16 protein-coding genes are annotated in these 13,944 nt (G+C 44.9%); 14 read left to right on the top strand and 2 right to left on the bottom strand.

Features of this window, described 5'->3' with window-relative positions; translation table 11 throughout:
* Positions 1-8 precede the first annotated feature (8 nt).
* The 9 genes from aroE (at position 9) to C6Y45_RS01270 (ending at position 7,208) form a co-directional block, all read left to right on the top strand.
* A complete protein-coding gene (gene aroE, locus C6Y45_RS01310) occupies positions 9-845 on the top strand; it encodes a shikimate dehydrogenase (protein WP_107583193.1) in 837 nt (278 codons plus the stop codon).
* A 2-nt stretch (positions 846-847) separates the two neighbouring features.
* On the top strand, positions 848-1,141 hold the full coding sequence (yhbY, locus tag C6Y45_RS01305) for a ribosome assembly RNA-binding protein YhbY (RefSeq protein WP_107583191.1): 294 nt from the start codon (positions 848-850) through the stop codon (positions 1,139-1,141).
* A 15-nt stretch (positions 1,142-1,156) separates the two neighbouring features.
* Entirely contained in the window at positions 1,157-1,735 is a 579-nt protein-coding gene (gene nadD / locus C6Y45_RS01300; RefSeq protein ID WP_107583189.1) for a nicotinate-nucleotide adenylyltransferase, read from the top strand.
* Entirely contained in the window at positions 1,728-2,300 is a 573-nt protein-coding gene (gene yqeK, locus C6Y45_RS01295) for a bis(5'-nucleosyl)-tetraphosphatase (symmetrical) YqeK (protein WP_107583187.1), read from the top strand. Before nadD ends, yqeK begins: the two co-directional genes overlap by 8 nt.
* 4 nt (positions 2,301-2,304) lie before the next feature.
* Entirely contained in the window at positions 2,305-2,658 is a 354-nt protein-coding gene (gene rsfS, locus C6Y45_RS01290) for a ribosome silencing factor (protein WP_107583185.1), read from the top strand.
* An 18-nt stretch (positions 2,659-2,676) separates the two neighbouring features.
* Positions 2,677-3,402, top strand: coding sequence for a class I SAM-dependent DNA methyltransferase (locus C6Y45_RS01285; RefSeq protein ID WP_107583183.1), 726 nt, complete (start codon positions 2,677-2,679; stop codon positions 3,400-3,402).
* A 209-nt stretch (positions 3,403-3,611) separates the two neighbouring features.
* Positions 3,612-4,223 (top strand): helix-hairpin-helix domain-containing protein, encoded by a 612-nt coding sequence (locus C6Y45_RS01280; RefSeq protein WP_107583181.1) that lies wholly within the window; start codon positions 3,612-3,614, stop codon positions 4,221-4,223.
* A 99-nt stretch (positions 4,224-4,322) separates the two neighbouring features.
* Positions 4,323-4,892: a ComE operon protein 2 gene (locus tag C6Y45_RS01275; RefSeq protein ID WP_107583179.1), complete on the top strand. Its 570-nt coding sequence runs from the start codon at positions 4,323-4,325 to the stop codon at positions 4,890-4,892.
* A 96-nt stretch (positions 4,893-4,988) separates the two neighbouring features.
* Positions 4,989-7,208: a DNA internalization-related competence protein ComEC/Rec2 gene (locus tag C6Y45_RS01270; RefSeq protein ID WP_160058052.1), complete on the top strand. Its 2,220-nt coding sequence runs from the start codon at positions 4,989-4,991 to the stop codon at positions 7,206-7,208.
* Positions 7,209-7,294: 86 nt separating this feature from the next.
* Here C6Y45_RS01270 and C6Y45_RS01265 read toward each other — a convergent pair whose 3' ends face one another.
* Positions 7,295-7,426, bottom strand: coding sequence for a YqzM family protein (locus C6Y45_RS01265; RefSeq protein ID WP_107583175.1), 132 nt, complete (start codon positions 7,424-7,426; stop codon positions 7,295-7,297).
* A 150-nt stretch (positions 7,427-7,576) separates the two neighbouring features.
* Between C6Y45_RS01265 and holA the strand changes: the two genes are divergently transcribed.
* Positions 7,577-8,614, top strand: coding sequence for a DNA polymerase III subunit delta (holA, locus tag C6Y45_RS01260; protein WP_107583173.1), 1,038 nt, complete (start codon positions 7,577-7,579; stop codon positions 8,612-8,614).
* A gap of 111 nt (positions 8,615-8,725) precedes the next feature.
* On the opposite strand, the gene rpsT is transcribed toward holA, so the two are convergent.
* Entirely contained in the window at positions 8,726-9,001 is a 276-nt protein-coding gene (gene rpsT, locus C6Y45_RS01255) for a 30S ribosomal protein S20 (RefSeq protein WP_425427842.1), read from the bottom strand.
* Between the two features lie 188 nt (positions 9,002-9,189).
* On the opposite strand from rpsT, the gene lepA reads away from it, so the two are divergent.
* From lepA to grpE, 4 genes are all read left to right on the top strand, one after another.
* A complete protein-coding gene (gene lepA, locus C6Y45_RS01250; protein ID WP_107583169.1) occupies positions 9,190-11,016 on the top strand; it encodes a translation elongation factor 4 in 1,827 nt (608 codons plus the stop codon).
* A 66-nt stretch (positions 11,017-11,082) separates the two neighbouring features.
* The gene (gene hemW / locus C6Y45_RS01245; RefSeq protein WP_107583166.1) at positions 11,083-12,228 is read left to right on the top strand and encodes a radical SAM family heme chaperone HemW; all 1,146 of its coding nucleotides are present in this window, start codon (positions 11,083-11,085) and stop codon (positions 12,226-12,228) included.
* A 96-nt stretch (positions 12,229-12,324) separates the two neighbouring features.
* Positions 12,325-13,353, top strand: a complete 1,029-nt coding sequence (gene hrcA, locus C6Y45_RS01240; RefSeq protein ID WP_107583164.1) for a heat-inducible transcriptional repressor HrcA — start codon at positions 12,325-12,327, stop codon at positions 13,351-13,353.
* Between the two features lie 22 nt (positions 13,354-13,375).
* On the top strand, positions 13,376-13,921 hold the full coding sequence (gene grpE, locus C6Y45_RS01235; RefSeq protein ID WP_107583161.1) for a nucleotide exchange factor GrpE: 546 nt from the start codon (positions 13,376-13,378) through the stop codon (positions 13,919-13,921).
* Positions 13,922-13,944: the final 23 nt, after the last annotated feature.

Below are 13,944 nucleotides of genomic sequence, written 5' to 3'. Positions count from 1 at the left end.
ATGATAGGATGACACAGGTTTTTGGAGTAATAGGTAATCCGGTAGCTCACAGTCTTTCGCCAATGATGCATACAGCAGCATACAGGGAAACCGGTATCAGCGCTGCCTACGTCCCGTTTCACGTAAAAGATGACGGTCTGTCTGATGCTGTACGTGGTATCCGGGGGCTTGGCCTTGCTGGAATTAACGTAACGGTTCCTCATAAGATTACCGTTATGGAATATCTGGACGAGCTGGATGAAACCGCCGAAATGATAGGTGCTGTCAACACCATTATTCACGATAAAAAGCAGAATAAACTGATAGGCTATAATACAGACGGCGAAGGGTACCTTCGTTCTTTACGTCCACGGCTGAAAAAGCCGCTTGCAGACACAAGGGTGCTTCTGCTCGGTGCAGGTGGTGCAGGCAGAGCAGTGGCAGTAACGCTTGCTAAAAAGGGAGTCCGGCAGCTAACAATTGCCAACAGGACACTTTCTTCTGCCGAGGCGCTGGCCGAAGACTGCGGTGAAGAAGTAAGAGCTCTTCCTCTGGAAACCGCCCAGGCTTCATTGATGGAATTTGATATCGTAATCAATTCTACGTCTGTCGGAATGACACCCAACACGGGGCAGATGCCGATTTCTCTTGAAAAACTGTCCAGCAGAACCCTCGTCAGTGACTTGATCTATACACCGTGGAAGACGCGGTTTCTTCGGGAAGCTGATAAAAAGGGAGCAGAAACGATAAACGGTGCCGGCATGTTTGTTCACCAGGGAGCGATGGCATTTGAAATCTGGACAGGCATTCAGGCGCCTGTAAAGGTAATGGAAAGAACAGTTGTGGAAAAATTAAGAGAGGTGTAAATATGCTCAGTGGAAAACAAAAGCGCTTTTTGAGAAAGCAGGCACATAATGTTAAGCCTATTCTACAAGTAGGAAAAGGCGGAGTGAACTCGAACCTGATTAAACAGGCGGAAGATGCTCTGGAAGCCCGGGAATTGATTAAAATAAGCATTCTTCAGAATAATTCTGACGATAAAAATGCTACAGCAGAAGAGATTGCTTCAGGAGCCGGTGCAGAGATTGTACAGATCATCGGCAGTACTATTATTCTTTATAAGGAATCAAAAGAAAACAAAGAAATAGTACTTCCAAGCTGAGGGAGTTTACAGGTGATGAAAAAAATCGGTCTACTCGGAGGGACGTTTGATCCTCCCCACACAGGACATCTTATTATGGCGGAAGAAGCCCGGCTGGAGGTGGAGCTGGATGAAGTATGGTGGATGCCGAACAAAATCCCTCCCCACAAAGCCCGGACGGATACGACGGAAGAACAAAGGATCGACATGGTTAAGCACATGGTTCGATTATCTTCAAGTTTTCAGCTATGCTTGAAAGAGATGGAACGGGAAGGGCCTTCCTATACGACTGAAACTCTTCAGTCTCTTCTTGCACAGTACCCGGAAGATAAATTTTACTTTATCATGGGCGGGGACAGTTATGAAAACTTCCATCTGTGGAATAATTATGAGAAGCTGCAGCAGCTTATTTCTTTCATAGTTATGAAAAGACCAGGGACTGCAGGGGCGCAGGTAAAGGAAAAGGATTTTAAAGAGATTCTGTTCCTGAATCAGGTGGAACTGAACATATCCTCCACAGCTCTAAGAGATAGAGCATCGACAGGGATGTGGAACAAATTTCTTGTAACAGAAGACGTGGATGCCTATATAAAGGAGCAGGACCTGTATGAATGAAACAGAAGCTTATGAAGCAGTCAGACACTCCCTGAAACCTGCACGGTATGAACACACACGGCGTGTAGTACAGACAGCGGAAGAACTTTGTCGTAAATATGGAGGAGATACCGAAAAAGTGCGTAAGGCAGCTATTCTCCACGATTATGCTAAATACAGGCCGGCAGAAGAAATGAGAAAAAAGGTGGAAGAGCATCCGGAGCTTCCGTCCCGGCTGAACGATTATGGAGATGAACTGCTGCACGCGTTCGTCGGGGCCCTTTTCGTAAAAGAGGAGCTTGGTATCTCGGACGAGGATATTATCCAGATGATCGCTGTGCATACGACAGGACGGAAGAACATGACCCTGGAGGAGAAGATTCTCTTTCTTGCAGATTATATTGAGCCCGGCAGGACGTTTTCCGGGGCAGAAAAGGCCCGTGAAGCAGCGGCTTCAAGTCTTGATGAAGGGTGTCTGACCGCTCTTTCCCAGACAATAGAATTTTTGGTGTCAAAGCGCACAGCGGTGTATCCGGATACCTTTGAAGCGTACAATGATTTCATACAAAAAAGAAAGGATGCATGAATTAATGAAAAATAAAGATCTGCTGGATTTAACGGTACGTGCTGCCGATGAAAAGAATGCACGGGATATAATTACACTGGAAATGGACCAGCTTTCTTCGATTGCCGATTATTTTGTTATCTGCCACGGTAATTCTGAAACGCAGGTGGAAGCGATTGCTAATGAAATTAAGCATAAAGCAGCGGAAGCCGGTGTTGAAATCAACCGTATGGAAGGCTTGAAAGAGTCAAGGTGGGTGCTAATCGATCTCGGGGACGTTATTGTCCACGTTTTCCATAAAGAAGATCGTGACTATTATCAGTTGGAAAAACTGTGGGGAGACGCTCCTTTAAGCAGTTCAGAGGAAGTTTTAAGGTAGCCGGGAAGGAGATCATTTATGCGCCACTTTGCTTCACTGTATGATGAGCTGATGGAGGAAGTCCCATACAGCCAATGGCTCGAATATACGAAGAAGAACGTACCGGCTGGAGCCGAGATAGTGGATACGGCCTGCGGTACCGGATCTTTTACGCTTCTGCTTGAGAAAGAAGGCTTTAAAGCTCATGGCGTCGATATTTCAGGAGAAATGCTTGCGGAAGCCGAACAGAAAGCCAGGGCAGAAGGAAGCGGGATTTCTTTTTATGAGCAGAACATGACAGAACTGGATGGATTCGAAAACATGGATGCGGTCACGCTGTTTTGTGACGGATTAAACTATCTTCCCTCCAGGGAGGAAGTTCAACAAACTTTCCGCCGCGCAGCAGCCAGTTTAAAGCCGGGAGGAGTTTTCCTGTTTGATGTACATTCTGTTCACAAAATGGAAAATGAGTTTTTTGAGCAGCTTTACGGGGAAGACCGGGATCACCTCACATATATGTGGTATTGTGAACCCGGCGAAGAACCGATGAGCGTACATCACATCCTCACTTTTTTTCTAAAAAAAGAAAATGGGAATTATGAAAGGTATGATGAAGAACTGTACCAGCGGACCTTTGAGCCTTCCCTCTACAAAGAATGGCTGGAAGAAGCCGGATTTTATAAAATTGAACTTTCCGGAGACTTCGGAAAAAAGAATCCCGGCCCCGAGGATGACAGGTACTTTTTTAAAGCCGTGAAAAAATAGTGGATTTTTTTCCAGTTATTTCTTATAATATAGAGACACTCTCAATAATTACCGCTTTAGGCGGTACACCTTAACAGAACCTGATAACTTCGTATCCACCCGCCGATGACCGGCCGGGTGGATTTTTTATGCGCCGGAGTAATCTTTACGGGCAGCGGCCGTTACACTCATTGATTAAGTAGAAATAAAAACGTAAAAGAGGTGAAAAAATGGAGAATTTGAAATCCTGGCTGATCAGTGTCGACCGGAGTCTGCTGATGAAAATTGCGGGTGGAGCTGCTATACTGCTGCTGATAATAATTTACACACTGAATCATTCCGAAGCAGAAAGTCCCCTCGCCGAAACAGCAGCAGAAGGGCTGCAGGAAAACGAAACGGCCTTAACAGAGCAGGGGGATATAAAAGTGGATATAAAAGGAGAGGTGATATATCCCGGAGTATATAAAATGCAGGACGGCCAGCGGGTTGAACAAGTGATAAAGGAAGCGGGGGGTCTCACGGAGGAGGCAGATATAGCTGGAGTGAATCTTGCCCAGCGTGCATTTGATGAAATGGTCATAAACGTTCCAGCGGTCAGCACTTCTGAAGTAACCGGGGAAAGTGGGGAGTCTCCCCAGGAAGATAATTCCAGGCTGAATATGAACATGGCGGAACAGGCAGAGTGGGAGACGCTTCCGGGAATAGGTCCTGCAAAAGCAGAAGCGATCGTCAGCTACAGGGAGGAAACCGGTCCATTCCAGCAGGTGGATGATTTAATCAATGTACCGGGGATCGGCGAGAAAACTATGGAGACGCTGAGAGAACATCTCTCAACTTACTAAATTATTTCTTCGCTGCCAGAAGCCTGCAGAAACAATAAGTTGACGAAAGGATATATTTTTCCCTAAACTGATGAAAGACATCATAAGGGGGAGAACGATATGGAACGTATTTCCTGGAATCAGTATTTTATGGCCCAGAGTCATCTGCTTGCACTAAGAAGCACGTGCACAAGGCTGATGGTCGGGGCGACGATAGTAAGAGAAAAACGCATTATTGCCGGAGGCTATAACGGTTCAATCTCCGGGGGCAGCCACTGTTCTGAAGACGGATGCTATATTGTTGATAACCATTGTGTACGGACGATTCATGCTGAAATCAATGCGATAATCCAATGTGCAAAGTTTGGTGTAGCGTCGGAAGGAGCAGAAATCTACGTTACACATTTCCCCTGTCTTAACTGCTGTAAAGCGATTATTCAGGCGGGAATTAAGAAAATGTACTATGCAGCGGATTATAAAAATCATCCGTTCGCTGAAAACTTATTTGAAGAAGCAGGCGTTGAAGTGGCTCAGGTGGAACTGGAAGAAATGATACTCGATACTAAAAACAAAGAAAAACTCGCCTTTACAGCAGAACTGCTCGGAAAACTCGAAGAAAAAGGGCTTTCGGACGCAGAGCTGCAGGACATGAGAAACAAAGCGAATTCGCTTTTTACACAACCGATGTAAATAAGCAGAATTCGAAAGACTTTTTAACGGAACGGATATACGGCGCAGTGCTTTATTAAACAGGAGAGGAGCAGCGCCGTGTATCCGTTTTTTTATATGTTCATTTCACTGCTCTGCGGAATGGCTGCTGCCTCCGGGACAGGAATAGAATGGAGAGTGGGAGCGGCAGCTGCTGCTCTGATCGTTTTTATACGTGTGTCCCGGAAGCCTTCAGTGGCTGCCGCGTTTTTGCTGGGAGTTTTGTTTGCCCCTGCTTTTGAAGAGTTTTCAAGTCATCTGACAGGAGAGGAAGAATACGTAGAAGGAACAGCCGGTAGTGCAGAAGTGGCCGGGGAAGGATATCGTTTTATACTCCGGACAGAAGAAAAGGACCAAATTACTGTCTATGCTTCTGAACGCCCGGGAGCAGGGGATAAGTGTCTTGTGTACGGAACACTCATTAAACCGGAGGAAGCACGAAGTCCTTTCCAGTTTGATTATAAAAATTATCTGCTGAGGCAGAACATATACTGGCAGATATTTGCTGATAAAATAGAGTGTTCGGAAGGTAGGAACTTAAGAGCAGAATTTTTCGACAGACGTTTTGAACAGCTTCATCGAATAGGAGGGATGGGGCCGGGAGGTGCACTTGCAGCTGCGCTTGTTTTTGGTGAACGGAGTTTTATTGAAGAGGAAAGAATCGATCAATATCAGATGCTGGGAGTCATTCATCTTCTTGCAGTTTCCGGCCTGCACGTAGGCCTGATCACGGCAGGAGTCTGGCTTCTGCTCGTGAGAATCGGAATGACGAGGGAGACGGCAGCTGTCATTCTTTTTTTACTCATGCCTTTGTACATTGTTTATGCCGGAGCGGCTCCTTCTGTAATAAGAGCAGGCGTAATGACTATGCTCGGACTGCTTTTTCTATTTAGTAAAAAAAAGATACCACTTCTTGAAATATACAGCGTAACAGGTATTTTATATGTATTAATGCAGCCTTCTATTATTTACCATATAGGTTTTCAGCTTTCTTTTGTTACTTCGGCAGGGTTGATTTTATCCGCAGGAATTTTAAAGGGAAACGGTTTTTCGTTAATGATGAAAGTAACATTTGCCGCTCAGATTATATCGCTGCCTCTCCTCATATATTATTTTTATTCCATATCCCTTATGACATTTGCAGCGAATGCTCTGTTTATTCCAGTTATTTCATTTATTGTTCTGCCGCTTTCATTTGCCGGCGTTTTTATGGAGCCCGGCTTTCCCTGGGGGACAGAGTGGGTATTTTCCCGGGTGGAAACGTGTATGTATATTTTACATCAGTGGTTGGATATGATGGAGCTTATTCCCGGGCATCTGGTTGCAGCCGGAAAACCTCTGCCTGTATTTATCATCCTGTGGTACGTTTTTATATTGATCGGATTCATCATATGGGAAAAAAGAAAAAAATGGACTGCGGCTGCGCTGCTGTCTTCTGCCGTACTGCTCGTTCTTCTCGTGCCCCCTGTTTTAGATAAAAACGCCTATATACACTTTCTCGATGTTGGTCAGGGAGATGCTTCGGTAATTGAACTGCCGGGAAGAGAAGCGGTATATATGATCGATACAGGAGGACTCGTAAAGTATACAGAAGAAGGAACGGAGATATCCCGTAACGGACCGGGGAAGCAGGTAGTGCTGCCGTTTTTAAAAGGGCGGGGCATCGATAAGATTGATGCTTTGATTATTTCCCACGGCCATGCTGATCATATGGGAGAAATATGTTATTTGAGCAGTAGAATTTCTATTGGTCAGGTTATTTATCCGGTATCCGAAACGGTACCGGAAATTGTAACGGAAGCTTTCGCCTGTCTGGAGGAACAAAACGTACCTGTTTATTTTGTAAATAAAGGCGACCAATGGGCAGTGGGAGAAAGCCGGTTTTACGTTCTCCATCCTGCAGAAAGTCAAAGCTGGAGTGAAAATGACCGTTCTATCGTATTGAAAGCAGAAATAGAAGGGCTTTCCTTTTTATTTACAGGGGATATTGAGGAGCCGGCGGAAAAGGAACTGGAAAAGAACCCGGAGCTTTTAAAAGCTGACGTGCTGAAAGCAGCACATCACGGAAGTATCACCTCGTCATCTGAAACTTTTCTGAACACTTCACATCCGCATACCGCAGTAATTTCAGCGGGAGTGGATAACCGCTTCGGGCATCCTCATGAAGAAGTATTGGAACGGATGGAATCAAAGGGAATTACAGTATATCAAACGAATCTGCACGGGACTGTAACGATGAAAGTAAAAGCGGGAGTACTGGAAACCCTGCCTTTTTTACATGATACTGAAGACGGGTGAACTTTTTTCTCCAGATGTACCGGAGAAAAAAAGGCTGCCCCGAAGCCGATAATAATCGATTCGGGGCAGCCTTTCTGTGTAAGTTCTTAAAAAAACAGGTCTACAATATGACCGATAGAGAAAATAATCATAAAGAAAACAAAGGAAACGACAAAGCCGATCCCACTATCAATCGCATCGTTGCGGTTCGACTGCACGTCTTTTTCGAACTCGTTCATACGTATCCCTCCTGTCATAAAAAGTATAAGCGAAAATTAAAGAAAAATCCATAGAGGAATATAAAAATGTAAAGCGCCGGAAATTTTTTTGTATGATCGAGTAAAAACAAGTGTGATAATATATAGAAAGCAAAACATGGAGGGAAATATATGTCCTATTTAGAACGGCTTAAAGAAGTGAAAAAAGGAGATATGGGCCCATTGTACTTGATGTACGGGACGGAAACCTACCTGATGGAGGATTTAATTCAAAGGCTTACTAACAGTGCCCTCTCCCCTGAAGAGCAGGAAATGAACCTGCTCCGCTTCGACATGACGGAGCAGCCTGTGGACCTCGCAGTGGAAGAGGCCTACACCTTCCCGTTCATGGGAGGGAAAAAAGTAGTTATCATCAAGGATGCTTATTTTCTCACTGCTCAAAAAAACAGGGAAAAAGTAGAACACGACACAGCTAAACTCGCAGCCTATACGGAAAATATTCCGGAAGAAACCATTATGATCGTTTCAGCTCCTTACGAAAAGCTGGATGAGAGGAAAAAACTCGTAAAACAGCTTCGTAAAGCCGGCCGGATACTTGAAGCCAAGCCTCTTCAGAGTGGGGAGCTGCGAAAGTGGCTGGATGAGAAAGCTTTTGAACTGCAAGTTTCGATTGATGATCGTGCAAAGGAAAGACTGCTGACACTCGCCGGGGATAATCTGCTGATGCTTACTTCTGAAATGAATAAGCTGGCAGTACATGCCGGAACGAGTGGAATCATTCAGGAAGAAGCGGTAAAGGAGCTTGTTACCCGGTCTCTCGAGCAGGATATATTTGCACTGGTGGATTACGTCGTAAAAGCTGACGTATCTTCATCAATGCGTATATACAGAGATTTAATAAAACAGAAGGAAGCTCCCCTGAAAATCCTGGCGCTTATGGTCCGGCAGTTCCGTATACTTTATCAGGTTAAGCAGCTTGCGCAGCAGGGCTATGGAGAAAAAATGATTGCTTCGCGCCTGAAGCTGCATCCTTTTGCTGTAAAACTTGCTGCAAAACAGTCCCGCAGCTTTCAGGCAGAAATGCTTCTTCAGCTGCTCGATGACCTTGCAGACCTGGATTACCGGATTAAAACCGGGAAGGTGAGTGAAGAGCTGGGAGTAGAAATGTTCCTGCTGGCAAGAAGCCGGTCAGTACAGAAACGAACGTAGAATAACGTACTGCAGAGTTCTATACACACATATCAAGAATCCCGGGAAAATAAAAAAGCTGTACAAGAGGTGAATTATCACCTCTGTACAGCTTTTTCTGCTTAAAAGAAATTATGCAGTAATTTCGTTCAGGCGCTTCTGCAGGCGCGACTTGCGTCGGTCTGCGGCATTACGCTGAAGGAGGCCTTTACCTACGGCCTTATCCAGCTTTTTAGTGGCGCTGACGAAAAGTTCCTGTGCTTTTTCAACTTCCTGTTCTTCAGCTTTTGCATAAAAGCCTTTCATTGTAGAACGAAGGTCGGATTTGAACGCATTATTACGTGCGCGGGCCAGTTCGTTAACGACGACACGCTTTTTAGCGGATTTAATGTTTGCCAACTGCTTCACCTCCTCTGATGCAACATTACCGTTTCTCAATAATTGCAACAATAGAGATTTTATCAAAAGCAAATTTAAAAAGCAATATAATTTTACGCAGGAGCCTTTATAAACAATAATTGAACAAGAGCTTTTATTCTTGTTATAATAGAAAGCAGTGTTATTGCACGGAAGCAGGAAGTAGGAGTGATATGATTATGAAACCAGAAGATCGAATTAACAGGCGGGACAGAATTAGAAACTTTTCTATCATCGCCCACATTGACCACGGAAAGTCCACGTTGGCAGACCGTATTTTGGAAAAAACTAGTGCGCTTACCTCAAGAGAAATGCAGGATCAGATGCTGGATGCTATGGATCTGGAGAGGGAGAGAGGCATAACGATTAAGCTGAATGCCGTGCAGCTGCTGTATAAAGCGGAAGACGGAGAGGAATATATTTTTCATCTGATTGATACACCGGGCCATGTCGATTTTGCCTACGAAGTGTCCCGGAGTCTTGCAGCCTGCGAAGGAGCTCTTTTGATAGTTGATGCTGCCCAGGGTATCGAGGCTCAGACACTTGCAAATGTATACTTAGCACTGGATAATGATTTGGAAATACTGCCGGTAATTAATAAAATTGATCTTCCGAGTGCAGAGCCTGACAGGGTGCGCAAAGAAGTGGAGGATGTCATTGGACTTCCGGGAGAAGACTGTATACCAGCTTCTGCAAAAGCAGGGATCGGTATCGATGAGATTCTTGAAGCAGTAGTGAAAAAAGTGCCTGCACCATCCGGTGATCCGGAAGCTCCTCTTAAGGCGATGATCTTTGATTCGCTGTATGATCCATACAGAGGAGTAATCGTGTATATCCGTATTATGGAAGGTACTGTTAAGCCGGGGGAGAAAGTTAAAATGATGGCTAACGGCAAGCAGTTCGAAGTGCAGGAAATCGGCGTTTTTACCCCTAAGCCGGTTCCTAAAGAAGAGCTTACCGTTGGAGATGTAGGGTATATGATTGCTTCCATAAAAAATGTGGGGGACAGTCAGGTCGGTGATACAGTGACTCATGCCGCAAAACCTACTGCTGAGCCTATGCCCGGCTACAGAAAGTTGAATCCTATGGTTTTCTGCGGGCTTTATCCTGTAGATACAAACAATTATACGGACCTGCGGGAGGCGCTGGAAAAACTTGAACTGAATGACTCCTCGCTTCAATTTGAAGCTGAAACTTCACAGGCTCTTGGCTTTGGTTTCCGGTGCGGATTTTTAGGACTTCTGCACATGGAGATTATCCAGGAGCGTATTGAAAGAGAATTTGGTATTGATCTCATCACTACAGCACCGAGTGTTATTTACGAAGTGACGAAAACCGATGGAGAAGTTATTGAAATTGATAACCCTTCCGAGATGCCGGACGCGCAGCAGGTGGACCACGTACGCGAGCCTTATGTAAAAGCGGAAGTCATGGTGCCGAACGAATATGTTGGGCCAGTGATGGAACTGTGCCAGCGGAAGCGCGGAGACTATCTGGATATGAAATATCTGGACGAGAACAGAGTGAACATCGTTTACGAAATTCCACTTTCGGAAATTGTGTATGACTTTTTCGACGCGCTCAAATCGAACACGAAAGGCTACGCTTCTTTTGACTATGAACTGATCGGCTATAAAGAAAGCAATCTCGTAAAAATGGATATTCTCCTGAACGGAGAAAAGGTGGATGCGCTGTCCATCATCGTTCACCGGGACTCCGCCTATGACCGCGGAAAAATTATTGCTGAAAAGTTAAAGAACCTTATCCCGAGACAGCAGTTCGAAGTGCCTGTACAGGCAAGTATAGGCCAGAAAATTATCGCCCGTTCTACAATTAAGGCGATGCGTAAAAACGTTCTTGCCAAATGTTACGGGGGAGACATATCACGTAAGAGGAAGCTTCTGGAGAAGCAGAAAGAAGGTAAGAAGCGGATGAAGAGTGTCGGGAACGTGGAAGTTCCCCAGGAAGCCTTCATGTCCGTTCTCAGCATGGATGAAAATAAGTAAACAGAAAAGAGGGGTGACCTGGTCACCCTTTTTCTGTTTGTTTACTTGAAGAAAGGAAAATGATGTATGAGAAAATCAATTTATATTCACGTGCCGTTCTGCGAGCAGATATGCCATTACTGTGATTTTAATAAATTTTTTCTGGAAAACCAGCCGGTGGATGAATATATTGATTTAACAATAGAAGAAATGAAGCATACGGTAAAAAAGTATCCGCAGACAAATGCTGTAGAAACGATCTACGTAGGTGGAGGAACCCCTACTTCGCTGACGACAGATCAGCTCCAGCGTCTTCTTGAAGCCGTACCAAAGCATTTCCATCTGGCGGCGGATGTAGAATGGACTGTCGAAGTAAATCCGGGAAGTGCCGGGGCAGACAAATTTGCAATGATGCGCAGAGCAGGCGTAAACCGCCTGAGTATCGGTGCCCAGACGTTTGATCCGGTCCTGCTTAAAGCGATTAATAGAGATCATCAGCCGGACCAGGTGGAAGAAACAGTACGGCTTGCCCTGGAAGCGGGAATCGAAAACTTGTCGATTGATCTGATGTTCGGGCTTCCGGAGCAGACGATGGAGCAGTGGAAAGATACACTGCAGAAAGCGGTCTCTCTTCCTATTACCCATATAAGTGCTTATTCTTTAAAAATCGAACCGAAAACTGTCTTCTATCAAATGATGAACAAAGGGAAACTCAAACTTCCGGAACAGGAACTTGAAGCAGATATGTATGCTTTCATGCTGAAATTCCTCAAAGAAAATGAATTCGATGCTTATGAAATAAGCAACTTTGCCCGGAGGGGAGCCGTCAGCAGACATAATCTTGCGTACTGGAACAACGATGAATATTACGGGATTGGAGCGGGTGCCCACAGCTATGTAGAGGGACTGAGGATCAGAAACCATGGTCCGCTTCCGAAATACATGAAAGCTGTCAGAGAAAAAGAGCTCCCCTACCTGGAAGTGCATGAAGTAACTTTTTCAGAAAAAATGGAGGAAGAAATGTTTATGGGGCTCCGGAAACGGTTAGGAGTGTCAAAGGAACGTTTCGAGAACCGCTACGGCCGGACAGTCCAGGAAGCATTTCCGGGAGTTACGGAAGATCTTAAAAGAGCAGGATGGCTTTATGAAACACCGGAGCAGTTTATGCTCACGGATGAAGGTCTCCTTCTCGGTAATGAAGTTTTTGAAAAATTTCTGTTTGCTGCAGATTAATACGCGCTGATTCGTTGACAAACCAAATCCTTCTTTGGTACTTTATATAATAGATTTAGCACTCGTTGATTAAGAGTGCTAACAGGAGGGATGATGATGTTAACAGAAAGGCAGCTGTATATATTAAAGGCGATTGTCGACGACTATATTACGAATGCAGAACCTGTCGGATCCCGGACCATTTCCAAGCGTCAGGATATCAATTTCAGTCCCGCAACGATACGTAATGAAATGTCGGACCTGGAGGAAATGGGTTTTCTTGAAAAGCCCCACAGCTCAGCCGGACGCATTCCTTCCCAGAAGGGGTATCGCTACTACGTAGATCACCTTTTATCACCTATGCAGCTGTCTTCCAGGGACGTGACAGACATCCGCTCCCAGCTGGCAGAAAAATTTCAGGAGTCGGAACAGGTTATACAGCAGTCCGCTAAAATTCTCTCCCAGCTGACTTCCTACACGTCAATTGTTCTTGGTCCGGAAGTGTTTGAATCGAAACTGCAGCAGATTCAGCTTATTCCTATTTCCGCCACCCAGGCAGTTATCATTATCGTGACTGATTCAGGCCATGTAGAAAACCAGACGGTCTATTTTCCGGAAAATGTTTCCGGATCAGATGTGGAAAAAGTTGTGAACATTCTTAATGACCGCCTGCGGGGCGTGCCTATCTACCAGCTTCAGCAGAAACTTTCCCAGGAAATTGCATCCGTATTTAAAAAATACGTTTCCAAATATGAAACGATGCTTACGGCATTACGGGAAGTGTTCCAGGATCATCAGCAGGAGAAGGTTTACTATGGCGGTAAAACAAACATTTTAAGTCAGCCTGAGTTTAATGATGTCGAAAGAGTACGGAACATCCTGAATATTTTTGAAGAAGATGCTCTTGTATCAAAGCTGATCCGGTCCGAGGATCAGGGACTCACCATCAGAATAGGGGAAGAAAATGATTTCAAGCCGTTTGAAGATTTAAGCCTCGTTACAGCGACCTATACGCTGGATGGTAAGTATGTAGGCACCATCGGTCTGCTCGGTCCTACAAGAATGGAATATCCAAGGGTGATAAGCCTTATGGAATATTTCTCGCGGGACATGTCAGACCTATTGGATAGAAAAAATAAAAACTAACTAATAGAAGGAGGTGAAAGCAGTGTCAAAAAAGGAACAGGAAGAACTGCATGAAGAAGAGGTTCAGCAGGAGGAAGCAGATGAAAGTGTCCAGACGGACGAGTCTGCTGCAGAGGAAGATGATGCAGTGGGACAGCTTGAAAAACAGCTGGAGCAGAAAGAAGACCGACTCCTCCGTCTTCAGGCTGAATACGATAATTTCCGCCGGCGGACAAAACAGGAAAAAGAATCCGCGGCTAAATATAGATCCGAAAAGCTTGCAGAAAACCTGCTGCCGGCTATGGACAATTTCGACCGGGCACTAATGACAGAAGTGGAGTCGGAAGAAGCGAAAAGCCTTCTTCAAGGCATGAAGATGATCTATAATCAGCTTAATGAAGCTTTAAATACGGAAGAAATAACTGTAATGGAAACGGTTGGTGAAACATTTGATCCGACGAAGCATGAAGCAGTTATGCAGGTAGAGTCAGAAGAATTTGACTCCAATGTTGTCGTGGAAGAGCTGCAAAAAGGATACATGCTTAAGGATAAAGTCCTTCGGCCGGCAATGGTTAAAGTTAACGCATAACGATATCGAGGAGGAATATAGTC

Origin of the sequence: Alkalicoccus saliphilus (assembly GCF_003044065.1) — a bacterium.
GTDB lineage: Bacteria > Bacillota > Bacilli > Bacillales > Salisediminibacteriaceae > Alkalicoccus > Alkalicoccus saliphilus.
Note: the sequence above shows the minus strand (reverse complement) of the source record. Positions and strands in the feature narration are given on the sequence as shown.